This window comes from Actinoplanes sp. NBC_00393, from assembly GCF_036053395.1.
Classification (GTDB): Bacteria; Actinomycetota; Actinomycetes; order Mycobacteriales; family Micromonosporaceae; genus Actinoplanes.
The window spans coordinates 9962338-9986125 of record NZ_CP107942.1; the positions used below are offsets into that span (position 1 = coordinate 9962338).

General features: G+C 71.1%; 22 protein-coding genes. 16 read left to right on the forward strand and 6 right to left on the reverse strand.

Annotated elements, in window-relative coordinates:
- Positions 1-231 precede the first annotated feature (231 nt).
- Both lepA and OHA21_RS46230 read left to right on the forward strand, forming a co-directional pair.
- Positions 232-2112, forward strand: coding sequence for a translation elongation factor 4 (gene lepA / locus OHA21_RS46225; RefSeq protein WP_328466427.1), 1881 nt, complete (start codon positions 232-234; stop codon positions 2110-2112).
- A 155-nt stretch (positions 2113-2267) separates the two neighbouring features.
- On the forward strand, positions 2268-2549 hold the full coding sequence (locus tag OHA21_RS46230; RefSeq protein WP_328466429.1) for a GlsB/YeaQ/YmgE family stress response membrane protein: 282 nt from the start codon (positions 2268-2270) through the stop codon (positions 2547-2549).
- A gap of 348 nt (positions 2550-2897) precedes the next feature.
- Here OHA21_RS46230 and OHA21_RS46235 read toward each other — a convergent pair whose 3' ends face one another.
- The 3 genes from OHA21_RS46235 to OHA21_RS46245 all read right to left on the reverse strand — a co-directional run bounded on the left by OHA21_RS46235 (position 2898) and on the right by OHA21_RS46245 (position 6355).
- A complete protein-coding gene (locus OHA21_RS46235; protein ID WP_328466431.1) occupies positions 2898-4529 on the reverse strand; it encodes a PAS domain-containing protein in 1632 nt (543 codons plus the stop codon).
- 119 nt (positions 4530-4648) lie between these two features.
- Positions 4649-5515 carry a hypothetical protein gene (locus OHA21_RS46240; protein WP_328466433.1) on the reverse strand — a complete coding sequence of 289 codons (867 nt, stop codon included), beginning with the start codon at positions 5513-5515 and terminating at the stop codon, positions 4649-4651.
- 99 nt (positions 5516-5614) lie between these two features.
- Positions 5615-6355: an enoyl-CoA hydratase-related protein gene (locus OHA21_RS46245; protein WP_328466435.1), complete on the reverse strand. Its 741-nt coding sequence runs from the start codon at positions 6353-6355 to the stop codon at positions 5615-5617.
- Positions 6356-6382: 27 nt separating this feature from the next.
- On the opposite strand from OHA21_RS46245, the gene hemW reads away from it, so the two are divergent.
- Positions 6383-7582, forward strand: coding sequence for a radical SAM family heme chaperone HemW (gene hemW / locus OHA21_RS46250; RefSeq protein ID WP_328466437.1), 1200 nt, complete (start codon positions 6383-6385; stop codon positions 7580-7582).
- Between the two features lie 32 nt (positions 7583-7614).
- Here hemW and OHA21_RS46255 read toward each other — a convergent pair whose 3' ends face one another.
- Positions 7615-8118, reverse strand: coding sequence for a DUF4870 domain-containing protein (locus OHA21_RS46255; RefSeq protein WP_328466439.1), 504 nt, complete (start codon positions 8116-8118; stop codon positions 7615-7617).
- 151 nt (positions 8119-8269) lie between these two features.
- On the opposite strand from OHA21_RS46255, the gene hrcA reads away from it, so the two are divergent.
- The 3 genes from hrcA (at position 8270) to OHA21_RS46270 (ending at position 11335) form a co-directional block, all read left to right on the forward strand.
- On the forward strand, positions 8270-9292 hold the full coding sequence (hrcA, locus tag OHA21_RS46260; RefSeq protein ID WP_328466442.1) for a heat-inducible transcriptional repressor HrcA: 1023 nt from the start codon (positions 8270-8272) through the stop codon (positions 9290-9292).
- Between the two features lie 35 nt (positions 9293-9327).
- Positions 9328-10467 carry a molecular chaperone DnaJ gene (gene dnaJ, locus OHA21_RS46265; RefSeq protein WP_328466444.1) on the forward strand — a complete coding sequence of 380 codons (1140 nt, stop codon included), beginning with the start codon at positions 9328-9330 and terminating at the stop codon, positions 10465-10467.
- Positions 10468-10600: 133 nt separating this feature from the next.
- Entirely contained in the window at positions 10601-11335 is a 735-nt protein-coding gene (locus tag OHA21_RS46270; protein WP_328466446.1) for a 16S rRNA (uracil(1498)-N(3))-methyltransferase, read from the forward strand.
- 112 nt (positions 11336-11447) lie between these two features.
- Here OHA21_RS46270 and OHA21_RS46275 read toward each other — a convergent pair whose 3' ends face one another.
- Positions 11448-13832: a beta-glucosidase gene (locus OHA21_RS46275; protein ID WP_328466448.1), complete on the reverse strand. Its 2385-nt coding sequence runs from the start codon at positions 13830-13832 to the stop codon at positions 11448-11450.
- 69 nt (positions 13833-13901) lie between these two features.
- Between OHA21_RS46275 and OHA21_RS46280 the strand changes: the two genes are divergently transcribed.
- The 8 genes from OHA21_RS46280 to OHA21_RS46315 all read left to right on the forward strand — a co-directional run bounded on the left by OHA21_RS46280 (position 13902) and on the right by OHA21_RS46315 (position 21357).
- Positions 13902-14249, forward strand: a complete 348-nt coding sequence (locus OHA21_RS46280; RefSeq protein ID WP_328466450.1) for an HIT domain-containing protein — start codon at positions 13902-13904, stop codon at positions 14247-14249.
- Entirely contained in the window at positions 14246-15640 is a 1395-nt protein-coding gene (locus OHA21_RS46285) for a serine hydrolase domain-containing protein (protein ID WP_328466452.1), read from the forward strand. The genes OHA21_RS46280 and OHA21_RS46285 overlap by 4 nt, the downstream gene beginning before the upstream one ends.
- Positions 15641-15759: 119 nt before the next feature.
- The gene (locus OHA21_RS46290; protein ID WP_328466454.1) at positions 15760-16839 is read left to right on the forward strand and encodes a PhoH family protein; all 1080 of its coding nucleotides are present in this window, start codon (positions 15760-15762) and stop codon (positions 16837-16839) included.
- 23 nt (positions 16840-16862) lie between these two features.
- Entirely contained in the window at positions 16863-17333 is a 471-nt protein-coding gene (gene ybeY / locus OHA21_RS46295; protein ID WP_328466456.1) for an rRNA maturation RNase YbeY, read from the forward strand.
- 2 nt (positions 17334-17335) lie between these two features.
- Positions 17336-18712, forward strand: a complete 1377-nt coding sequence (locus OHA21_RS46300) for a hemolysin family protein (RefSeq protein WP_328466458.1) — start codon at positions 17336-17338, stop codon at positions 18710-18712.
- Positions 18705-19088 carry a cytidine deaminase gene (locus tag OHA21_RS46305; RefSeq protein ID WP_328466460.1) on the forward strand — a complete coding sequence of 128 codons (384 nt, stop codon included), beginning with the start codon at positions 18705-18707 and terminating at the stop codon, positions 19086-19088. The genes OHA21_RS46300 and OHA21_RS46305 overlap by 8 nt, the downstream gene beginning before the upstream one ends.
- A gap of 227 nt (positions 19089-19315) precedes the next feature.
- The gene (era, locus tag OHA21_RS46310; RefSeq protein ID WP_328478954.1) at positions 19316-20236 is read left to right on the forward strand and encodes a GTPase Era; all 921 of its coding nucleotides are present in this window, start codon (positions 19316-19318) and stop codon (positions 20234-20236) included.
- Positions 20237-20319: 83 nt separating this feature from the next.
- The gene (locus OHA21_RS46315) at positions 20320-21357 is read left to right on the forward strand and encodes an acyltransferase family protein (RefSeq protein WP_328466462.1); all 1038 of its coding nucleotides are present in this window, start codon (positions 20320-20322) and stop codon (positions 21355-21357) included.
- Here the strand turns inward: OHA21_RS46315 and OHA21_RS46320 are convergent.
- Positions 21354-22118, reverse strand: a complete 765-nt coding sequence (locus OHA21_RS46320) for a DUF4097 family beta strand repeat-containing protein (RefSeq protein ID WP_328466464.1) — start codon at positions 22116-22118, stop codon at positions 21354-21356. The genes OHA21_RS46315 and OHA21_RS46320 overlap by 4 nt on opposite strands.
- A 106-nt stretch (positions 22119-22224) precedes the next feature.
- On the opposite strand from OHA21_RS46320, the gene recO reads away from it, so the two are divergent.
- Together recO and OHA21_RS46330 are read left to right on the forward strand one after the other, a co-directional pair.
- Complete coding sequence (recO, locus tag OHA21_RS46325) at positions 22225-23001, forward strand: DNA repair protein RecO (protein WP_328466466.1); 777 nt, start codon at positions 22225-22227, stop codon at positions 22999-23001.
- Positions 22998-23780, forward strand: a complete 783-nt coding sequence (locus OHA21_RS46330; RefSeq protein WP_328466468.1) for an isoprenyl transferase — start codon at positions 22998-23000, stop codon at positions 23778-23780. The genes recO and OHA21_RS46330 overlap by 4 nt, the downstream gene beginning before the upstream one ends.
- The last annotated feature ends 8 nt before the right edge of the window (positions 23781-23788 follow it).

Sequence of the window (23788 nt, forward strand, 5' to 3'; positions counted from 1 at the left end):
GCGAGGGCTTGGTGGAAGCCGGCCTGCGAGGGCTTGGTGGAAGCCGGCCTGCGAGGGCTTGGTGGAAGCCGGCCTGCGAGGGCTTGGTGGAAGCCGGCCTGCGAGGGCTCGGTGGAAGCCGGCCTGCTGGGTCGGTGCATGCCCGCATGGCGATGGCCGGGCCGCAAGGCCACCAAGGCCGGCTGCAAGATGACCGACCCGCGAAGATCAGCCCGAGAAGAACGGAAGACCGTGCCTGGACCGCTCGACCCCGGCGTGAACGTGATCGGATCGACTGATCCGAGCCGCATCCGCAACTTCTGCATCATCGCTCACATCGACCACGGCAAGTCGACGCTGGCCGACCGGATGCTGCAGATCACCGGGGTGGTCGACCCGCGCCAGATGCGCGCGCAGTACCTCGACCGGATGGACATCGAACGCGAGCGCGGCATCACCATCAAGTCGCAGGCCGTGCGCATGCCCTGGACGGTTCGCGAGGGCGACCAGACCGGCGAGACCGCCGTGCTCAACATGATCGACACGCCGGGGCACGTCGACTTCACGTATGAGGTCTCCCGCAGCCTGGCCGCCTGTGAGGGCGCGATCCTGCTGGTCGACGCCGCACAGGGGATCGAGGCGCAGACCCTCGCCAACCTGTACCTGGCGATGGAGAACGACCTGCACATCATCCCGGTGCTCAACAAGATCGACCTGCCGGCCGCGCAGCCCGAGAAGTACGCGGAGGAGCTCGCCAAGCTGATCGGCGTCGAGCCGAGCGACGTCCTGCGGGTCTCCGGCAAGACCGGTGTCGGCGTGGACCACCTGCTCGACGAGATCGTCCGGCAGTTCCAGCCGCCGGAGGGTGACGCCGCCGCCCCGGCCCGCGCGATGATCTTCGACTCGGTGTACGACGTGTATCGCGGTGTCGTCACCTACGTCCGGGTGATCGACGGGCGGATCGAGGCTCGCGACCGGATCAAGATGATGTCCACCGGCGCGGTGCACGAGCTGCTCGAGATCGGTGTCGTCTCGCCGGAGATGGAGAAGGCCGGAGCGCTCGGCGTCGGCGAGGTCGGCTACCTGATCACCGGGGTGAAGGACGTCCGGCAGTCCAAGGTGGGTGACACCGTCACCGGCAACAACCGGCCGGCGAAGGAAGCTCTCGGCGGCTACAAGGACCCGAAGCCGATGGTCTACTCGGGTCTGTATCCGATCGACGGCTCGGACTACCCGGCCCTGCGGGACGCCCTCGACAAGCTGAAGCTCAACGACGCGGCCCTCACCTACGAGCCGGAGACGTCGGCGGCGCTCGGCTTCGGGTTCCGGGTCGGCTACCTCGGCCTGCTGCACCTGGAGATCATCGGCGAGCGGCTGGAGCGCGAGTTCGGCCTCGACCTGATCTCGACCGCGCCGAACGTGGTCTACCAGGTGATCACCGAGGACGCGAACGAGACGGTGGTCACCAACCCGAGCGAGTTCCCCAACGGGAAGATCGCGGAGATCCACGAGCCGGTGGTCCGGGCCACCGTCCTGGTGCCCAACGAGTACGTGGGCGCCGTCATGGAGCTGTGCCAGAGCCGCCGGGGCAGCCTGCTCGGCATGGAGTACCTGTCCTCCGAACGGGTGGAACTGCGCTACACGCTCCCGCTCGCGGAGATCATTTTCGACTTCTTCGACCAGTTGAAGAGCAAGACCAAGGGGTACGCGTCGCTGGACTACGAGCCCTCCGGTGAGCAGGTCGCCGACCTGGTGAAGGTGGACATCCTGCTGCACGGTGAGCCGGTGGACGCGTTCAGTGCCATCGTGCACAAGGACAAGGCGTACTCGTACGGCACGACGATCGCCGCCAAGCTGCAGAAACTCATTCCGCGCCAGCAGTTCGAGGTGCCCATCCAGGCGGCCATCGGCAGCCGGATCATCGCCCGCGAGACGATCCGCGCGATCCGTAAGGATGTGCTGGCGAAGTGCTACGGCGGTGACATCAGCCGGAAGCGGAAGCTGCTGGAGAAGCAGAAGGAAGGCAAGAAGCGGATGAAGATGGTCGGCCGGGTGGAGGTGCCCCAGGAGGCCTTCATCGCCGCGCTGTCCACGTCTGAAGCGGGCGACGCCAAGGGGGCGGGCAAGAAGTAGACACCGAGGGGCCGGGCGCGAAGTAGGCGCTTGAGCGCGCTCCAGGGGTGGGAGCGGTTCCAAAAAGAAAATAGGGCGGTTTGAGTTTTTGAGAGGTCGGGAACTCAGGGGCTCGACGGACGCAACCCATTGCTCCACCCCCGAGGAGGAACCTCATGGAACTGACGCTCACCGGAATCATCGTCGCTCTCATCGTCGGCCTCGTCATCGGCGCGCTCGGCCGGCTCGTGGTACCGGGCCGGCAGAACATCCCGATCTGGCTGACCATGGTCGTCGGTGTGGTCGCCGCCCTGCTGGGCACCGTGATCGCCCGGGCGGCCGGTGTCGCTGACACCGCCGGTTTCGACTGGATCGAGTTCTTCTTCCAGGTGGTCCTGGCCGCGATCGGTGTGGCCCTGGTCGCCGGCGTCGGCGGTCGCCGTCGCCTCACCCGGTAATTCGGATCGCATCGTCAGAAACGCCGGCCCCGCCCCCGCGGGCCGGCGTTTCGGCGTATCCGGGCCCGGCCAGAATGCGGTCGTAAGGAAAGGCCGCTCAGAGCCGGGAATGCGGCTACCGGAACAGCGGGCCCGGCCGAAAGTCCGGCCGGGCCGGCGAAGGCCCGCGGCGGTGAGGCGGGATCGGTCCGGGCAGCAGGCGACAACCCAGCCGGAATGGGGCCGAATCGGAAGTTGGAGAGGCCGACCATGCGGGACGCGGCCGGGCGGAGAAGGGGCCGGGCGGAGAAGGGGCCGGGCGGAGAAGGGGCCGGGCGGAGAAAGGGCCGGGCGGAGAAGGGCCGGGGGTCAGTAGCGGAACTTGTGCTGGGCGCTGCGGCGGTTGACCTGGGCCGGCTGGTCGCTTGCCTGGTCGGCCAGCGGGCGTCGCTCGAAGGGGTCGTGGCGGTCGGTGATGTCGAGCATCGTCACCACCAGGCCCTGGACCAGGCGGTCTTCGCGCAGGTCGCGGTACGTCATCTCGACCAGCACCTGCGTGTGATCCGGCCGCCGCAGCGCGCAGAACACCGTTCCGTCGCCCTCGGCGGTCAGGGCGCGCCGGACCCGGGCGCGGTCGTCCGGATGGACCAGGTCGTCCAAGGCGGTGAGCGGCGGCAGCTCGTCGGCGTCGAGCAGGCGCCGCAGGGCCGGGCTCGCGTAGCGGACCCGCTGGTCGGAGTCGATCACCGCCATGATCTCCGCAGTGTTCGGGATCACCGTGCGCAGGTAGATGTCGCTGTCCCGGCGGCCGATCGCCTCGACCAGGGTGATCCGGTCCAGGGCGAGGGCGGCCTCCCCGGCCAGCACCTCCAGGGCGTCGCGGCCGGCGACCAGGGCATCTTTGCGCCCGGTCAGGATCAGCGCGCCGCCGCTGGGGCGGGCCACCGCCAGCGGTTCCAGCCGCAGCGGGCAGATCAGGGTGCGTTCCTCCGGCTCGTCGGCCTGCGCCCACCAGCTGCGCGACTCCGAGCCGGGCGGGGCGGGCGGCAGCCCGAGGGAGGCGAGCCGGCCGTCGTCGGTGGCGAGCATCACCCGGCGGACCGCGTGGGAAGGAAGGAGCCGGTCGACCGCGGCGCGGACCGCGGTCTCGACGGCGGGCGCGTCGGCCGCGGCGACCAGGGCGGTGTTGGCCGTACGCAATCCGTGCTCGCGGGTCAGCGCCTGACTGTGCTGGTGGATCACGTCGGCCAGCCGGGTGATGGTGAGCGCCATGGTGACCGCGGTGGTGACGGCGATCACCAATCCGTCGCGGATCGTCCCGGAGAGCGCCTCGATCAGCAGCACGACCGGCGGTGTCGCGGCGGAGGCGGCCAGCAGCACACTCCAGCGGAACCGGCCCGGCTCCGGCTGCGGCGCGCGTGGTTCGGTGAGACGCGCCATCGACGGGTGCAGGGCGGACAGGCCCCAGGCCAGATACAGCACCACGTACGCCGACTCGGCGGCGAGAGTGCGGGTGAGCGGGAACGCGATGTCGCCGGCCAGCAGACCGACGGCGCCGGCGAGCAGCAGCAGCGCCGCCATATTGCGGCGATCGGCCACGACCAGCCGGATCGCGACGCCGAGAAGTAGCAGGCCGCCGATGACGTCGGCGGCGTTGACCGCGCCGAGCTGACCGCCCGAGCCGATTACGAAGACCCAGATCACCAGCAGGCTGGAGCAGGTGACCGCGAGCAGGTCGATGAGCCGGGCCCGGTCGACGAGCAGCGCACCGCCGCGGGTGAACTGCAGCAGGCTCAGCACGACCAGGCCGAACATCAGGAGGTAGCAGGCGTCGGCGAGATCCATCCGCCGGTGCTCGTAGCAGACGTCGCCGGCGGCCAGCGCGGCGACGGCGCCGGCGAGCAGGAACCACGGCGCTTTTCGGGCCGGGCGATACCGGTAGATCCCGGTCAGGATCGCGGCGACACTCCCCGCACCCAGCAGGATCCATTCGGCCGCCATCAACACGCTCTACTTAGTACCAGCGCGGTAGCGCAGTGTCCATGTCGATATATACACAGCGCAACCCGTGTTTCCGTCTCCGAAAAATTACGGTTAGTCACCGATAGTTGCGGACGGGTCTAACTGAAGACCTCCGCCACCACCTGGCTCGTCACACTGCCGCTGCCGTCGGTGACCGGCTGCCACTTTCCCTCCGGCGCGTGCCATTCCAGGTCGCCGAAACGTACCCGTTCGAGGCCGGTGGCGGAGGCGTGCGAGACCAGCCAGTGCGCGTACCGCCAGCCGATGTTGGCGTTCGCCACCTCGACCGTGAGGCCGGCTGCCCGGGCGGCCGGCGCCGTGCTCGGCAGCTTCTTGCCCCAGTCCAGCTTGAGGCTGGCCAGCAGCGTGGTGGCCGCCTCGGCGCCGCGCACCGCCGGGGTGCCGCTGACCGTGCACTCCACCGCGCCGGTGGCCCGGCCGGTCAGCGCGGCGGCGAGCACCCGGGACTCGTCGGCCCACTTCTCGTACGCCTCCGGGTACGCCGACCGCTGCACCTTCTGCGCGGCGTCGGTGACTCGCATCTCCTGCCAGCCCTTGACCTTCTTGAGCCCGGAGTAGAACTTGCCCGCCGCGTACCGAGGGTCCTTGATCTGCTCGACCGTGCCCCAGCCCTGGCTGGGCCGCTGCTGGAACAGCCCGACCGAGTCGCGGTCGCCGTCGTCCAGATTCTCCAGCTTGGACTCCTGGAAGGCGGTCGCAAGCGCGATCACCACGGCCTGCTCGGGCATCCCGCGGCGCACGCCGACCGCGGCGATCGTCGCCGCGTTGGCCATCTGGACCGTGTCGAGGGTCACCTCACCGTCGGCTTTGACCGTGCACGCGGGACCGAGCCGTGGCAGCTGCAGGTTGCCGGCCAGAGTGTTCACCACCACGACCACGCCGAGCACTCCGACGAGGGCAAGCAGGGTGACGACACCCACCAGTGGCTTCGCTCGCACCCGCACCTCCTCTGTCGCCGGACGCCAAGCCTAGACAACGAGCGCTCAAGGCCCGGCGTGACTGCCACCGGGCCACCCAACGGAGTCGATCAAAAGGTCGGGAGGTCAGGTCAGCCAGGACGGGTCCCGCTTCTCCCGGACGGCGGCCACGCCCTCGCGACCTTCGGCCGATTTGAAGTATCCGGCGGAGCGCTCGGCGAGATCCACCAATTCGGCTCGGATCGGCTCCTTACGCGTACGCCGCAGCAGTTGTTTGGTCCCGGCCAGCGCGAGCGGCCCGCCGCGGATGAGGGATGCGCAGTACCTGCTCACCGTGCCGTCCAGATCCTCGGCCGCGACCGCGGCCGTGACCAGACCGATCTCCGCGGCCCGCGGGCCGTCGAAGACGTCGCCGGTCAGGTAGAGCTCGGCCGCGGCCCGTGGTGACAGCCGCGGCAGGACCGTCGAGCTGATCACCGCCGGGATCACGCCCAGCCGGACCTCGGTGAACGCGAACGTCGCGTCCGTCGTGCAGACCGCGATGTCGGCGGCGCCGATCAGGCCGAGACCGCCGGCCCGGGCCGCCCCGCCGATCCGCGCGACCACCGGCTTGGGGAACTCCCAGAGCGCGGCGAGAACGTCGGCGAGCATCTCGGCGGGCAGCTTGTCGCCGGGACGGGCGGCAGCGGTCTCCTTCAGATCGACGCCGGAGCAGAACACCGGGCCGGTGTGGGTGAGAACGACCACTCGGCACGCCGGATCGGCGGCGGCCGCGGCCAGGTCGTCGAGCAGGCCGCGCAGCACCGCGGTGGAGAGCGCGTTGCGGCTGGCCGGGTTGTCCAGAGTCAGGGTGCGGACCGGATCCATGTCCGGAACCTTAACTACGCTGGACGGATGGCCGGCGCACTCCCCGATGGTGAACCCGTACCCTCCGACGGGTCGCTCCCCGACGAAGCCACCAGGCAGGTGGGCAAGAACGGCTTCGCCGTCTACGTGCATGTGCCGTTCTGCGCCAGCCGCTGCGGCTACTGCGACTTCAACACCTACACGCCGGGTGAGCTGGGCGGCGGCGCGAGCCGGGAGGAGTACGCGGACACGGTCCTCAGCGAGCTGGCCCTGGCCGCGCGGGTCATCGAGCCGGCTGCGGTGGACACCGTGTTCGTGGGCGGTGGCACGCCGACCCTGCTGGCGGCGGACGACCTGGCCCGGATCCTGGACGGCATCGACCGCACCTGGGGTCTGTCCCCGAACGCCGAGGTGACCACGGAAGCCAATCCAGAATCTGTAGACGAAAACTATTTGTCCAGATTGCGACGAAATGGCTTCAACCGGATCTCGCTCGGCATGCAGTCGGCCGCCGAGAACGTCCTCCGCGTCCTGGACCGCAAGCACACCGCCGGCCGGGCGCCCCAGGCCGCGACGGAAGCGCGCGAGGCCGGGTTCGAGCACGTCAACCTCGACCTGATCTACGGGACGCCGGGGGAGACCGCGGAGGACTTCGCCAGATCACTCGACACCGTGATCGGCGCGGGGGTGGACCACGTCAGCGCGTACGCCCTGATCGTCGAGGACGGCACGAGGATGGCGGCCCGGATGCGCCGGGGTGAGCTGCCCTACCCCGAGGACGACGTCGCCGCCGACCGGTACCTCGCCGCCGAGGCGGCCCTGACCGGGGCCGGCTTCGACTGGTACGAAGTGTCCAACTGGGCGAAGAACGGCGGAAACTGCCGGCACAACGAGCTGTACTGGACCGGCGCCGACTGGTGGGGGCTGGGACCGGGCGCGCACAGCCACGTCGGCGGGGTGCGCTGGTGGAACGTCAAGCATCCGGCGGCGTACGCGAAACGCCTGGCCGCCGGCGAGTCACCGGGCCATGGGCGGGAGCTGCTGACCGACGAGGACCGGCACATGGAGGACGTGATGCTCCGGGTGCGGCTGCGCGAGGGCATCCCGCTCGACCGGGTGGACCGGGCGGGCGCCGCACAGGCTCTGGAGGACGGTCTGCTGGACCCGGAGGCTTACCGGGCCGGGCGGCTGGTGCTGACCCTGCGCGGACGGCTGCTGGCCGACGCAGTGATCCGCGACGTGTTGTGAGGCGCGCCGGACCGTGCCCGGCGCGTCCGGGGTCACTTGATGATCGAGATGTTCAAGGGGTAGCGGAACGGCTGGTTGCCGGTCGCCTTGAACCCGGCGATCAGGGGCACGATCCAGGCGATCAGCCAGGCCACGGGGACGATGACGAAACCGACGAGGACGCACATCAGGAAGTAGCCGAGCACGGTGATGATCGACCAGAGGATCTGGAAGTTCAGGGCCTGCGCCGCCTCGGCGCGGACCGCCGGCGACTGGCTGCCCCGCGACAGGAACGCGATGAGCGGCATCACCCAGCCGAGCGTGCTGCCGGTCAGGAACGCCAGGAGTGCGCTGATGAAGTGGGTCAGCTGGATCCAGCTGCGGTCGTCGGCCGCCGGGGGTGGCGGGTATCCGTACCCGTAACCCGGCTGCTGGTAGCCCGGCGGCGGTGGTGGCGGGGGCGGATAGCCGCCGGCGCCGGAGGTCGGCGGGATGTACGGCGGAGGTGGGAAGTCCCCGGGATTGCCGTCACCGGAGGGACGAGGCGGTTCGATCATGGTGACACGCTAGATCCGCTGCTCACTCCGGCTGAGCCCGCCCTCCCCGGCACGTCTGCACCCGGTCCTACTTTCGATCATCGCGTAGCTGCCCGGCGCGACGTAGACTGGCACTCTATCCGCGGGAGTGCCAGTCAGGGGGAGGGGTCATATGAGTCTGGATGACCGCAAGCTCGAGGTGCTCCGGGCGATCGTCGAGGACTACGTCGAGACCCGGGAGCCGGTCGGCAGCAAGGCTCTCGTGGAGCGCCACCAGCTCGGCGTCTCGCCGGCCACGGTCCGCAACGACATGGCCGTGCTGGAGGAGGAGGGCTACATCCGGCAGCCGCACACCAGTGCCGGCCGGGTGCCCACCGACGCCGGTTACCGGCTCTTCGTCGACCGGTTGACCCGGATCAAGCCGCTCAGCCCGGCCGAGCGCCGTGCGATCGAGCGTTTCATGGTGGGCGCGGTCGACCTCGACGACGTGGTGCACCGCACTGTCCGGTTGCTGGCTCAGCTCACCCGGCAGGTCGCCGTGGTGCAGTATCCGAGCCTGTCCCGCTCCGCTGTGCGCCATCTGGAACTTGTCCCGATTTCCACCACCCGGCTGATGTTCGTGATGATCACCGACACCGGCCGGGTCGAGCAGCGCCTGGTGGAGATGCCCGGCCCGCTCCCGCCCGAGGACGTCTGGGAGCTGCGGCGCCGGGTCAACGAGAAACTTGCTGGTCAGCGACTCGCCGACGCGCCGCCTCTGGTGCAGAACCTGGTCGACGAGTGCGCGCCCGAGCGCCGCGGCGACATGGCCTGTCTCGCCTCGGTGCTGCTGGAGACCCTCGTCGAGCGCAGTGAGGAGCGCCTCGCGCTGGCGGGTACTGCCAACTTGACACGCGGCGGTGTGCTGGACTTCCAGGGCACGCTGCGCCCCGTCCTCGAAGCCCTCGAGGAGGAGGTCATCCTGCTCAAGCTCATCGGCGACCTCGAGCCCAGCACCACCCGGGTCCGGATCGGCGACGAGAACGAGATCGACAACCTGCGGTCCGCGTCCGTGGTGAGCAGCGGTTACGGACCGGGTGCGACGATCGTTGGTGGGCTCGGTGTGCTGGGCCCGACCCGCATGGATTACCCGGGCACCATCGCTACTGTTCGTGCAGTGGCACGCTACGTTGGCGACCTGTTGGCACAGAATTGACGGATTCGCGCAGACGATTGAGGACTCCAAACCCCGTGGCCAAGGACTACTACGGAATTCTCGGTGTGAACCGGGAAGCCACCGACGACGAGATCAAGCGCGCCTACCGCAAACTGGCTCGGCAGTATCACCCGGACATCAACCCGGATCCCGAGGCGCACGAGAAGTTCAAAGAGATCAACGCGGCGTACGAGGTGCTGTCCGACGACCAGAAGCGGCAGATCGTCGACCTCGGCGGTGACCCGCTCGCGCCCGGCGGCGGTGGCCCCGGCGGCGGTCCCGGTGGCGCCGGCCCGTTCGTCGGCTTCCAGGACATCATGGACGCGTTCTTCGGCACCGCGGCCGGCGGCGGCTCGCGGGGCCCGCGACCACGCACCCGGCCCGGCGCCGACGCGATCCTGCGCCTCGAACTCGACCTGGTGGAGACCGCGTTCGGGGTCGAGGCCCCGATCACCGTCGACACCGCGGTCCTCTGCACCCAGTGCTCCGGCGCCGGCACCGCGCCCGGCACCCACCTGGCCACCTGCGAGGTCTGCGCCGGCCGCGGCGAGGTCCAGTCGGTGCAGCGCACCTTCCTCGGCCAGGTCGTCTCGTCGCGTCCCTGCGCCAACTGCCAGGGCCACGGCACGGTCATCCCGAGCCCCTGCCCGACCTGCGCCGGCGACGGCCGCATCCGCACCCGCCGCTCACTCACCGTGAAGATCCCGGCGGGCGTCGAGGACGGCATGCGCATCCGCCTGGCCCAGCAGGGCGAGGTCGGTCCCGGCGGCGGCACCGCAGGCGACCTCTACGTGGAGATCCACGAGCGGCCGCACGACGTCTACTCGCGCAAGGGCGACGACCTGCACTGCCGGGTCACCCTTCCGATGACCGCCGCCGCGCTCGGCACCCGGATGACCATCAAGACCCTCGACGGCGAGGAGAACATCGAGGTCAAGCCGGGCACGCAACCGGCCAGCACGCTGCGCATCCGCGGCAAGGGCGTGCCGCACCTGCGCGGCCAGGGCCGCGGCGAGCTCTACGTGCACCTCGACGTCAAGACGCCGACCAAGCTCACCGCCGACCAGGAGCGCATGCTGCGCGAGTTCGCCAAGACCCGCGGCGAGGACGTGGCGGAGCTGAGCAAGCAGGGCGGCTTCTTCAGCCGCATGCGAGACGCTTTCAACGGCCATTGATCGTACGGTGACGGGCCGCTCCGCCGAATCCTGACCGTCACCGGGAGTCCGCGCGAGGCAGGCCGGTGGTCCCGGCCTCCAGCGCGGCCGCCGGGCTTGAGCAGGTGGGCGGCCCGCCCGGTACCGTGCGGGTGTGTCCGCACCGCTGTTCCTGGTCGAGAATCTGCCCGCCGGCTCGTCGTTCACGCTCGACGGGCCGGAAGGCCACCATGCCGCCACCGTGCAGCGGCTCCGCGTGGGTGAGGCGCTGATCCTCGCCGACGGGCGGGGCGGCACCGCCCGGGGCGAGGTGACCTCGGTGGGCCGGGGCAGCGTGGAACTGATGATGCTCAGCTGGGCCGAGGAGCCGGCCGCCGATCCGCGGCTGGTGGTGGTCCAGGGCATCGCCAAGGGCGACCGGGGCGAGCTGGCCGTGCAGGCGATGACCGAGACCGGTGTGGACGAGATCCTGCCGTGGGCGGCGTCCCGTTCGGTGGCGCAGTGGCGGGGCGACCGCGGTGTCAAGGCGCGCGACAAGTGGGCGGCGACCGCGCGGGAGGCGGCGAAACAGGCCCGGCGCTCCTGGCTGCCGCAGGTCGCCGGCGACCCGGACTGCTCGACGAAACAGGTGACCGCGCGGATCGCCGGCGCCGCGGCCGCCTACGTGCTGCACGAGGAGGCGGCCGACCGGCTGACCGCGGTGCCGCTGCCCGACTCGGGGGAGATCGTGCTGGTGGTCGGCCCGGAGGGTGGGATCAGCGACGCGGAGCTGACCGCCTTCCAGGAGGCCGGAGCCGTCGCCGTCCGGCTCGGTGAGGCCGTTCTGCGCACCTCGACCGCCGGCGTCGCCGCCCTCGCCGTGCTCTCCACCCGTCTCGGCCGCTGGTAGCCGCCCCGCCGCCCGCCACTCGCCGGCCCCTCCGCTCGCGATCTTGTGGGGTCCCGGTGCACCGGGGAACTCGACAAGATCGCGAACCGAGGAGAGCGGCGAGGCAGGCGGGTCAGCTCAGGGTGATCTGGGCGGAGAGCCGGTCGTCGTCGATCGCGTGCGCGGCGGTCACCGTGTAGGTGCCCGGGACGGTACGCCAGCCCCCGTCCCATACCTGGAAGGCGCGCTCCGGCAGCGGGATCCGGACGGTGACCGTCTCGCCCGGGCCGGCCTGCACGTTCGCGAAGCCGGCCAACCACCGCTGCGGCCGCTCGACCGGGCTGTCGCCGCCGGAGAGGTACACCTGCACGACCTCACGCCCGGTGCGCTCGCCGGTGTTCGTCAGCGTGACGACCGCTTCGGTCGTGGTGACGCTGAGTTCCCCGTACGCCCAGGTGGTGTAGCCAAGACCGTGACCGAAAGCGAACAGCGGCGTGGCCGCCGAGCGCAACCACCCGCGGTAGCCGACGAAGATGCCCTCGTCGTAGCCGAGCGCGCCGCCCGCCGGCTGCACCTCGAGGACCGGGCAGTCCTGCTCGTCGCGCGGCCAGGTGGTCGGCAGGCGGCCGCCCGGCTCCGCGACGCCGAGCAGCACATCGGCGAGCGCGGCGCCGGCCTCCTGCCCGGGGAACCAGGTGAGCAGCACCGACGCCACCTCGCCGGACCACGGCAGCAGCACCGGCGAGCCGGCGTTGACCACCACGACGGTCCGCGGGTTCGCCGCCGCGACCCGGGACACCAGCTCGTCCTGCCGGCCGGGCAGCGCGAGCGACGTCCGGTCGAAGCCCTCCGACTCGACCTGCTCGGTGGTGCCGACCACGATCACCGCGACATCCGAGCGTGCGGCCAGCTCGACCGCTTCGGCGATCAGGCCGTCCTCGTCCGGGCCGGGTGCGCGGTGACCCAGCGTGGTCGACACCGAATGCGCCATGCCCGGCTCGAAGGTTTGGCGCAGCACGACCGGTACCGGCACGCCGGCCGGCAGCGTCACCGTGAACCGCTGCTCCCGCGGGTGCAGCAGCAGATCGGCGCGACCGGTGCCGGGCGGGTGCAGCGAGCCCTGGTAGAGCTTCTCGGCGCCGACGGTCAGCTCGAACGCGCCGAACCCGGAGATCGCCAGGACGTGCTCGCCGTCCGTCTCCGGGGTCAACTCGGTGCGCAGCTCCAGGCTGGTGACGTGCGCGACGTCCAGGCCGCCGGGCAGGTCGCCGATCCAGCGGACGGTCGCGGTCTCCACCCCGAACTCGTGGTCCTCGATCCGGAAAGTGAACGGCGCCCAGTCCGGGCCCTGCGCGGGCGGCAGGAACGGGCGGGGGTCGGCCCCGATCGCGTAGGCCACGTCGACGCCGGGCAGCGCCGCCCGGATCCCGTCCAGCGGGGAGATCACGTGCTGCGGGGTGACCTGGGCGCTGCCGCCGCCGAGCACCCGGGCGTCGGTCGCCAGCGCGCCGATCACCGCGACCCGGCTCAGCGTGCCGGCGTCCAGTGGCAACGCCGCGTCCTCGTTGCGCGCCAGCACGAACGAGCGGACCGCCACCTCGTGCGTCACCGCCACGCCGTCCTCGTCGAGCGGGACGTCCACGGCCGGCAGACCCTCCAGGGCACCGGTCCGTGCGGCGAGCCGCAGCACCCGGCGTACCTTGTCATCGATCAGTTCCTCGGCCACCTGGCCGGAGCGGACCGCCTCGACCAGCTTCGGCCCCCAGGGGTTGTCCATCGCCGGCATGGCGATGTCCAGCCCGCCGGTCGCGGCCGCGACCGTGTCCCGGGCGGCCCGCCAGTCCGAGACCACCGCCCCGTCGAAGCCCCACTCCCGCTTCAGGATCTCGTCCTGGATGCGCCCGTTCGAGGCCATCGGTGCGCCGTTCACCCCGTTGTAGGCGCTCATCACACCCCACCCGCCGGCCTCGGCGACCCGCTCGAAGGGCGCCAGGTAGAGCTCGCGCAGGGCTCGTTCGGGGATCTGGACGTCCACGGTCATCCGGTCGGTCTCGAAGTCGTTACCCACCAGGTGCTTCACCGTGGTGCCCACGCCGTGCGACTGGACGCCGGCCACGAAACCGGCCGCGATCTCGCCGGTGAGCAGCGGGTCCTCGGAGTAGCACTCGAAGTGCCGGCCGCCCAGCGGGGTGCGGTGCAGGTTCACCGTCGGGCCGAGCAGCAGGTGCACACCCTTGCGCCGGGACTCCTGCCCGAGCAGCCGGCCGGCGCGTTCGGCCAGCGCCACGTCCCAGCCGGCCGCCAGCGCGGTCGGGCTGGGCAGCGCCACCGACGGGTCGTCGGGGGTGTAACCGGTGCCGCGTACGCCGACCGGGCCGTCCGACATGACCAGGGACCGCAGACCGATCCGCGGGATCGCCGGCAGCGACCAGAAGTCCTGTCCGGTCAGCAGGGACACCTTCTCCTCGAGGCTCAACTGCTGGATCAGCTTCTGGAGAAAGTGTTCGATTTCGGTCATGAGAGCGCTCCCAAACTATGCTCGGTGGATCCGCCGTTCATTCAACAGCCAGCCCCTAAGATCCGACAGGTGGAAACCTCCTGCCTTTTCTGCCGCATCGTGGCCGGCGAGATCCCGGCGACCGTCGTGCACCGCACCGAGACCACCCTCGCCTTCCGCGACATCGACCCCAAGGCTCCCACCCACGTGCTGGTCATCCCGGTCGCCCACCATGCCGACGTGATCGCCCTCGCAGCCGACCCGGGTGCCGCTGCCGACGTGCTGGCCGCCGCGGCCGCCGTCGCCGAGCAGGAGGGCCTGGGCGACGGGTTCCGGGTGATCTTCAACACCGGGCCGCACTCCGGTCAGGAGGTCTTCCACGTCCACGCGCACGTCCTCGGCGGCGCGCCACTCGGCCCCATGCTGGCCGGTCGGTGAGCGCCCTCGCCCGGTACGAGCGGGCCGCGCGCCGAGCCCAGGCGGACGGGCGCATCCCGGCCCTGTCCGTCGCCCTGCACCGCGCCGACCGGGAGCCCTGGGTCTTCACCGTCGGCGAGTCCGGCACCCCGGGCCGGGCGCTCGGTCCCGGCAGCCGGTTCCGGATCGGCTCGGTCACCAAGACGTTCACCGCGGTCCTGGTCATGCAGGCCCGCGACGAGGGGCTGCTCGACCTGGACGCGCCGGTCTCGGCGTACCTCGACGTCCCCGCGCACGGCGACGCCACATTGCGCCGGCTCCTGTCGCACACCGCCGGCTACCAGCGCGAGCCGTACGGCGACGTGTGGGACACGCTGATCACCCCGGACGCCGGCCGGCTGCTCGCCGAGCTCGACCGGGCCGAACGGGTGCTGCCCAACGCGCGCCGGTTCCACTACTCCAACCTGGGGCTCGCGGTGCTCGGCCAGCTCGTCGCCAAGCTGCGCGGCGGCAGCTGGGCGGAGATCCTCACCGAACGGATCCTCACCCCGCTCGGCCTGGGCGACACCACGGTCGAGACCCCGGCCGGGGCGGTCGTGGGGTATCTGGTCGACGCGTACTCCGACGCGGCCCGCCCGGAACCGCCGGTCGACCTGGCCGGCGTGGCCCCCGCCGCCCAGCTCTGGAGCACCGCGGCCGACATGGCGAAATGGGCGGCCTTCCTGGCCGATCCGCACGGCGTCGACCCGGCCGGCCGGGTCCTCACCCCGGCCACCCTCGACGAGATGCGCTGGCCGCTCACCCCCACCGACGAGGCGCTCTGGGGCGCCGGGTTCGGCCTCGGCCTGATTCTGGTCCCGGAGCCGAAACGGGTGATGCACGTCGGCCACGACGGCGCCATGCCCGGTTTCCTGGCCGGCGTCTACGGCCGGCGCGGCGGCGAGGGCAACCCGGGCGCGCTGGGCTGCGCGGTGCTCGGCTCCTCCGGCACCGCCGGGCAGACCAACGAGCTGGTCCACGAGCTGCTCCGGCTCGCCGTCGAACTCGACCCGGCCGACATCAGGCCGTGGCGGGCGGCGCCGCCCGCGCCGGTCGCCTACCGGTCGGCGCTGGGCCGCTGGTGGAGCGAGGGATCCGAGTTCGTGTTCGGCTGGCACGACGGGCAGCTGCAGGCCCGGGTCGCCGAGGCGCCGGCCGACCGGCCGCCGGCGGTCTTCGAACCGCTGCCGGACCGGCCCGACGTGCTGCGTACCGTCTCCGGGCGGGAGGCCGGGGAGCTGCTCCGGCTCACCCGCGACGCCGGGGGCTCGGTGGTCCGGATGCACTGGGCGACGTACCGCTTCACCCGGCTGCAGGAAGGCTTCGACGGCGGGCCCGCCTCGTCCGGCCCGGAGCCTGCTCCGGGCGGGTGATCTGCGGGGTGGCGTGGGCGATAATGGCATCGGCGGGCGGGCGGGGGAGCGGATAGGATGGCACGATCCTTTCGACGCTTATTTAGAGAGCAGGTGGCGGAGGCCCGCAGGGCCGCCCTATGACCGGTACGCCGAACCCTTCCAGCACGGGCTCGTCCAGCCCGGTGCGGGCGCAGACCAAGATCTCGGTGAGTGACCCGAAGATCATGGTGAACCTGCTCGGCGCCAAGGACGAGATCCTCCGTCTCATCGAGCGGTCACTCGACAGTGACGTGCACGTTCGCGGCAACGAGATCACCATCACCGGTGAGCCGGCCGAGAACGCCACTGCCGAGCGGCTCTTCTCCGAGTTGATCGAGCTGATCGAGAAGGGGGAGACGCTCAGCGTCGACGCGGTCCGCCGCACCCTCGCGATGCTCGAGGCCAACACCACCGAGCGCCCGGCCGAGGTGCTCACTCTCAACATCCTGTCCCGGCGCGGGCGCACCATCCGGCCCAAGACGCTCGGGCAGAAACGCTACGTCGACGCCATCGACGAGAACACCATCGTCTTCGGCATCGGCCCCGCTGGTACCGGTAAGACGTATCTGGCGATGGCCAAGGCGGTGCAGGCGCTGCAGGCCAAGCAGATCAACCGGATCATCCTGACCCGGCCGGCGGTCGAGGCGGGGGAGCGGCTCGGCTTCCTGCCCGGCACCCTGACCGAGAAGATCGATCCTTACCTGCGGCCGCTTTACGACGCGCTGCACGACATGCTCGACCCGGAGTCGATCCCGCGCCTGATGGCGGCCGGGACGATCGAGGTCGCGCCGCTGGCGTACATGCGCGGCCGCACGCTCAACGACGCGTTCATCATTCTGGACGAGGCGCAGAACACCACGCCCGAGCAGATGAAGATGTTCCTGACCCGGCTCGGCTTCGGGGCGAAGATCGTGGTGACCGGTGACGTCACCCAGGTCGACCTGCCCGGCGGCACCAGCAGCGGCCTCAAGGTGGTGCGGGAGATCCTGCGCGACGTGGAGGACGTGCACTTCGCGGAGCTGTCCAGCTCCGACGTGGTGCGGCACCGGCTGGTCGCCGAGATCGTCGACGCGTACGCGCGGTTCGACGCCGTTCAGGAACAACAGGCAGCACAATCCGTTCACGCCGTGCCGGGCCGGACCGCCACTGGTGGCCGGTCGTCGGGGCGCAGGCGCTAGTCGCAAGGGGTAATCGCACCACTATGTCCATCGAGATCGCCAACGAGTCGGGAGTCGAGGTCGACACCGACGCGATCCTCGCGGTTGCCCGGCACGCCCTGGACGAGATGGGGGTCAACCCCCTCGCCGAGCTGTCGATCCTGCTGGTCGACATCGACTACATGGCCGAGCTGAACCATCGGTGGATGGGCGGGGACGGCCCCACCGACGTGCTGGCGTTCCCGATGGACGAGGGCAGTGTCGACCACGGTCCCGGCGAGTCCGGGACCGGTGAGCCGGCCCTGCTCGGTGACATCGTGCTGGCGCCCGAGGTGGCGGCGAAACAGGCCGCCGTCGCCGGGCACTCCGCCGCGGACGAGCTGCACCTGCTCACCGTGCACGGCGCGCTGCACCTGCTCGGCTACGACCACGCCGAGCCGGACGAGGAGCGGGAGATGTTCGCCCTGCAGAACAAGCTTCTGCAGAGCTGGCGCGCCGGCCGCAAGGCCGGCTAACCGTGGACCCCGCCGATCAGCTCGCGGCCGGCTCCGCCGTGTCGGCGGGCCTGCCGGACCTGCAACTGATCATCGTCGCGGTGCTGCTGGTGCTGCTGGCCGGCCTGGCGTCGATGGCCGACGCCGCGCTGGCCACGGTGTCGCCGGCCCGGGCGGCCGAACTGGCTCGGGAGGGACGGCGCGGCGCGGGTGCGCTGGCCGCGGTCGCCTCCGACGTGGTGCGCCACGTCAACCTGCTCCTGCTGCTGCGGCTGCTCTGCGAGCTGACCGCGACGACCATGGTGGCGCTGGTCGCGGTGGACACCTGGGGCGTCGGCTGGCGGGCCGCGCTGGTGGCCGCCGGTGCGATGACGCTGGTCAGCTTCGTGGTGGTCGGGGTCGCCCCGCGGACGGTGGGGCGGCAGCACGCGTACGCGGTGGGCCGCGCGACCGCCCCGCTGGTGCGCTGGCTGGGCAAGGTGCTGAACCCGCTGGCCAGCCTGCTGATCCTGATCGGCAACGCGGTGACGCCCGGCAAGGGCTTCCCGGAGGGGCCGTTCGGCAGCCAGGTGGAGCTGCGGGAGCTGGTCGACCTGGCCGAGCAGCGGGGCGTGGTGGAGCACGGCGAGCGCGAGATGATCCACTCGGTGTTCGCGCTGGGTGACACGATCGCCCGTGAGGTGATGGTCCCGCGCACCGAGATGGTGTGGATCGAGGCGCCGAAGACGCTGCAGCAGGCGCTCTTCCTCTTCCTGCGGTCCGGCTTCTCGCGGATCCCGGTGATCGGCGAGACCGTCGACGACGTGCTGGGCCTGCTCTATCTGAAAGACGTGATCCGCCGCACCCAGTCGGGTGACCCGGAGGCGACGGCGCAGGCGGTGGCGGACGCGATGCGCCCCGCCACGTTCGTGCCGGAGTCGAAACCGGTCGACGACCTGCTGTCCGAGATGCAGGCGGCCCGCAACCACCTGGTGATCGTGGTGGACGAGTACGGTGGCACCGCCGGCCTGGTGACGATCGAGGACATCCTCGAGGAGATCGTCGGCGAGATCACCGATGAGTACGACGTGGAGCGCCCGCCGATCGAGCACCTCGAGGACGGCGCGGTCCGGGTGGCCGCCCGGCTGCCGATCGAGGACCTCGGCGAGGTGTTCGGGGTCGAGTTGCCCGCCGACGAGGTGGAGACGGTCGGTGGTCTGCTGGCGCAGACGCTGGGCCGGGTGCCGATCCCCGGCGCCAAGGCGGAGGTGTGCGGCCTGCACCTGACCGCGGAGGGCGCCACCGGGCGGCGGAACCGGATCGACTCGGTGCTGGTGCGCCGGGTGGAGCCCGACCCGCCTTCCGAGCAGGCCGATGAGAACGTTGCCGAGACTGAGGAAAGACAACCCGCAGATGCCTGAGCAAACCTTCGACGCCACCCCCGTACCGAGCGCCGGCGGCGCCGCGCTGAGCGCCGAGGACGCCAAGCTCGTCACCCTGGCACGCAGCTCACGCGCCCGGGTGGGCGCGGTCGAGGGAGCAGCGGTACGCGATCAGGACGGCCGGACCTACGCGGCGGCCTCGGTGGCGCTGCCCAGCCTGCCGCTGACCGCGTTGCAGCTGGCCGTGGCGCAGGCGGCGTCGGCCGGGGCGAGCCGGCTGGAGGCGGCCGCGGTGGTGACCGAGGCGTCGACGCTGGACGGCGCGGGCTACGCGGCGGTGCGTGACCTCTCCGCCGACGCGCCGGTGCACGTGGCCGGGCCGAACGGCTCGCTGCTCGGCACGGTCACCTCCTGATGGCGGCGGAGAGCGGCGCCCAGGGGCCGGACGAGCGCCGGTTGACGGCGGGGGAGCGCAACGAGCTGCGCCGGCAGGAGCGCCGGGCGGCACGGCGGGCCGGGGAGCAGGGCGAGCAGCAGCAACAACAGCAGCCGTCGCAGCAGCGGGCGCGCAAGCCGCGCCACTCGCGGGGTGGGAAGTCCGCGGCGCCGGAGCGGCCGGCTGCGCGTACCGAGAATCAGAAAGTGCACCGGCACAAGGCCGCGCGTGCCGCCAAGGCCGAGGATGGGGTCTACCGGGCCGGTTTCGCCTGTTTCGTCGGCCGGCCCAATGCCGGCAAGTCGACGCTGACGAACGCCATCGTCGGGCAGAAGATCGCGATCACCTCGAACAAGCCGCAGACCACCCGGCACGTCATCCGCGGCATCCTGCACCGGCCGGACTCCCAGCTGGTGCTGGTCGACACGCCCGGTCTGCACCGGCCGCGGACGCTGCTCGGTGAGCGGCTCAACGACCTGGTCCGCGAGACGTGGAGCGAGGTCGACGTGATCGGGGTGTGCTTCCCGGCGGACGAGCCGATCGGGCGTGGCGACCGGTTCATCTCGACCGAGATCAGCGCGCTCAAGGCCACCGTGATCGCCGTGGTGACGAAGGTCGACCTGGTCGATCCGGCCACCCTGGCCGAGCGGCTGCTCGCTGTCTCGCAGCTCTACGACTTCGCCGAGATCATCCCGGTCAGCGCGGTCTCCGGGCATCAGGTGGAGAACCTGACCGACGTGATGGTGAGTTACCTGCCGGAGTCCCCGCAGTTGTACCCGGACGACGTGCTGACCGACGAGCCGGAGCAGGTGCTGATCGCGGAGCTGATCCGGGAGGCGGCTCTCGAGGGCGTACGGGACGAGCTGCCCCACTCGATCGCGGTGCTGGTCGAGGAGATGATGGTCGAGGGGAAGCTGACCAAGATCTACGCGGATCTCTACGTGGAGCGGGACAGTCAGAAGTCGATCGTGATCGGGAGCCGCGGCGCCCGGCTCAAGGAGGTCGGCTCACGTGCCCGCGCGGAGATCGAGGAGCTCATCGGCGGCAAGGTTTATCTGGATCTTCACGTCCGGGTCGCCAAGGAGTGGCAGCGAGATCCGAAGCAACTTCGTAAACTCGGTTTTTAAATCGATATTTGGACATTCTCTGACTATGGGATAGTTCACCGGGGTTTGCGCTTTTCGCCGGAACGCGGGTAACACCTTCACCCATGCGGAACCGGTACTTGGACCTCCTGCGCGCCGTGGCCACCGTTCGGGTGGTGATCTATCACCTGACCGGCTGGACTGCGCTCACCATCGTCTTCCCCGCCATGTCGGTGATGTTCGCGCTGGCCGGCTCGCTGATGGCGGCGTCGCTGGACCGGTTCGGGACGTGGGCGGTGGAACGCCGGCTGCGCCGCCTCCTCCCATCGCTCTGGGTGATCGCCCTGATCGCGGTGCCGGCCATGCTGGTGGCCGGTACCGCGTGGGACGTACGCCTCCTGCTCTGGGGTTTCCCGATCGTCGACCCGGAAGCCACCGGCTGGTGGATGCAGTCGCTGAGCCACGCCTGGTACCTGCGGGACTTCCTCTGGCTGGTGCTGCTCTCCCCGCTCGCGCTGCCGCTCTTCCGGCGTTTTCCGCTCGCCACCGTGCTGACCCCGTACGTGGCGCTGGCCGTCCTGGAACTGGGCGGCTTCACGGTGCCCCCGGTCGCGCGCGACCTGGCCCTGTACGGCGGCGCCTGGCTGCTCGGCTTCGCCCACCACGACGGTCACCTCAGCCGGCTCGGCCGCAAGCGCCTGCTCGTCATGGCCGGGGTCCTGGCGGTGCCCGCGGCGGCGTGGGTCCTCACCCATCCCGGGCCGCGGGGGTACGACCTCAACGACATCCCGCTCGGCAACGCCCTCTGGTCGGCGGCGTTCATCCTGGTCGCGCTCGGCTTCGCACCGATGGTCCGGGAACACCGGGTGCTGACCGTGCTGAACGCCCGGGCGCTGACCATCTACCTCTGGCATGTGCCGCTGATCGTCGCGGTCACCCAGGTGGGCGCGCACTTCGGACTGCCGGTGCACGGGTTCGCCGGCATCGGCTGGCGGACCGTGGTGGTCTTCCTGCTGCTCGGTGTGGTGATCGCCGCGGTCGGCTGGGTGGAGGACTGGGCAGCCGGCCGCCGGCCGACCCTGGTGCCGGGCCGGCCGGTGCCGGTGCCGGTCTCCCCGGCACCGGCCCAGCAGCCCGCGCTCAGCTCCAGCGTGGCGCTCTAGCGGGGCACCACGGTGAGGTCGCCGCTGCGGGTGCGCAGGTCCAGCGTGTGCTTCGCCTTCGGGTCGTCGATCACGCCGTGCAGGGTCTCGTCGCCGCTGCCGGTGTCGGTGCGCACCCGGTAACTGCCCTCGGGCACCATCAGATCCAGGTTGCCGCTGGTCACCGTGGCCGTGACCGAGGCGGGGACGGCCAGGCCCAGGTGCGTGTCACCGGACGAGCTGCGGGCGGTGATCGGGCCGGACACGTTCAGGGCGGTCAGGTCGCCGGAGGTGCACTCCAGGTTGACCTCGGGGGCGCCGTCCACCGCGAGGTCGCCGGAGGTGGCCCGGATCGCGACCTTGCCGGTGGCGTCGCGTACTCCGACGTCGCCGGAGGTCAGCTTCAGGTCGACCGGGCCCACCCGCTCCAGCATGACGTCGCCGGAGTGCAGGTCGCCGCGGACGGTCACCCCGGCGGGGGCCTTGATCTCGTATCGGGTGCGGCAGTCGCGGCCGCAGTCGGTGGGCAGCGTCAGGACCGCCCCGGAGAGCTTGTGCGCCTCGCCGGCGTTGGTCCCGCCGCGGACCACCCGCTTGATCACGGTCTCGGTCCCGGTTGCTGTGGTGACCGTCACGTCGGCGTTGCCGCCGGTCAGGACGATCTCGCTGATCTTCGACTGCACGACGTCGTCGAAGGTCATCTCGGCGCCCACCGCGCCGTCACAGCCGGCCAGGGCGAGGAGCGTGGCGGCGGCAAGGGCAACGGCAACTCGTCGGGTCATGACCTGACGCTATTTCTTGGGTCGCTCAGGCACCATCAGTCCCGTCCCCGAGCCGACCCTGAGATCCGGGTCAGGGTATGTCGTAGGTACCGGGCAGAATGACGGGGTGACCGCCGGATACCGACGCCAGCTCTACCGCGACGACGCGGTGGTGCTGCGCGTGCAGAAACTCGGCGAGAGCGACCGGATCGTCACCCTGCTGACCCGGCGGCACGGCCGGCTGCGCGCGGTCGCCCGGGGCGTGCGCCGCACCAGCTCGCGCTTCGGCGCCCGGCTGGAGCCGTTCGGCCACATCGACCTGCAGCTCGCCGGCTCCCCCGAGGGGGTGGGCAGCTCGCTGCACTCGGTCAGCCAGGTCGAGGCGGTCGCGCTGTTCGGCAAGAGCTTCCTCACCGACTACCCGCGATACACCGCGGCCAGCGCGATCTGCGAGACCGCCGAGCGGCTCACCCCGGTCGAGCGGGAGCCCGCGCTGCGCCTCTTCCAGCTCACCCTGGGTGCGCTCAAGTCGCTCGCGGCCGGCGAGCACGCCGGCAGCCTGGTGCTGGATGCGTATTTGTTGCGTGCCATGGCCTTCGCCGGCTGGGCGCCCGCCGTCACCGAGTGCGCCGTCTGCGGCACCCCCGGGCAGCACGCCGCCTTCGCCGTGCCGGCCGGCGGCGCGGTCTGCCCGGACTGCCGTCCGCCCGGCGCCGCCCACCCCAGCCCGGTCACCCTGACCCTGATGGCCGCCCTGACCCACGGCGACTGGGCGTTCGCGGACGCCACCGAGCCGCCGGTGCGGCGCGAGTGCAGCGGCCTGGTCGCCGCACACCTGCAATGGCACATGGAGCGGGCGCTGCGCTCGCTCCCGCTTGTCGATCGACGGGAGTTGAACCCTTGAGCCCGCGTCCGCCCACCCCGCACATCTCCGGTGCCCGGCCACCCAAGCTGCCGCCCGCCGCGGTCCCACGTCACGTGGCGATCGTGATGGACGGCAACGGCCGCTGGGCCAAGGAGCGGGGCCTGTCCCGGACCAAGGGGCACGAGCAGGGGGAGTATTCGCTCTTCGACACGATCGAGGGCGCCATCGAGATGGGCATCCCCTATCTCTCGGCGTACGCGTTCTCCACCGAGAACTGGAAGCGTTCCCCCGAGGAAGTGCGGTTCCTGATGGGCTTCAACCGGGACGTGATCCGGCGCCGCCGCGACCAGCTGGTCGACCTCGGCGTCCGGGTGGTCTGGTCGGGGCGGGCCGGGCGGCTGTGGAAAAGCGTGATCTCCGAGCTGCAGACCGCCGAGGAGATGAGCCGGCAGAATTCGACGCTCACCCTGCAGTTCTGCGTCAACTACGGCGGTCAGGCCGAGATCGCGGACGCGGCGGCGGCGATCGCGCGGGACGTGGCGGCCGGCAAGCTCAAGGCCGACAAGGTCAACGAGAAGACGATCGCGAAGTACCTCTACCACCCCGAGATCCCGGAGGTGGACATGTTCCTGCGTCCCTCCGGCGAGCAGCGTACGTCGAATTTCCTGCTCTGGCAGTCGGCGTATGCGGAGATGGTCTACCTGGACACCCTCTGGCCCGACTTCGACCGCCGCCATCTGTGGTATGCGTGCGAGCTCTACGCTCAGCGCGACCGCCGCTTCGGCGGCGCCCTGCCCAACCCGGTCAGCCCGACCTGACCGGTCCG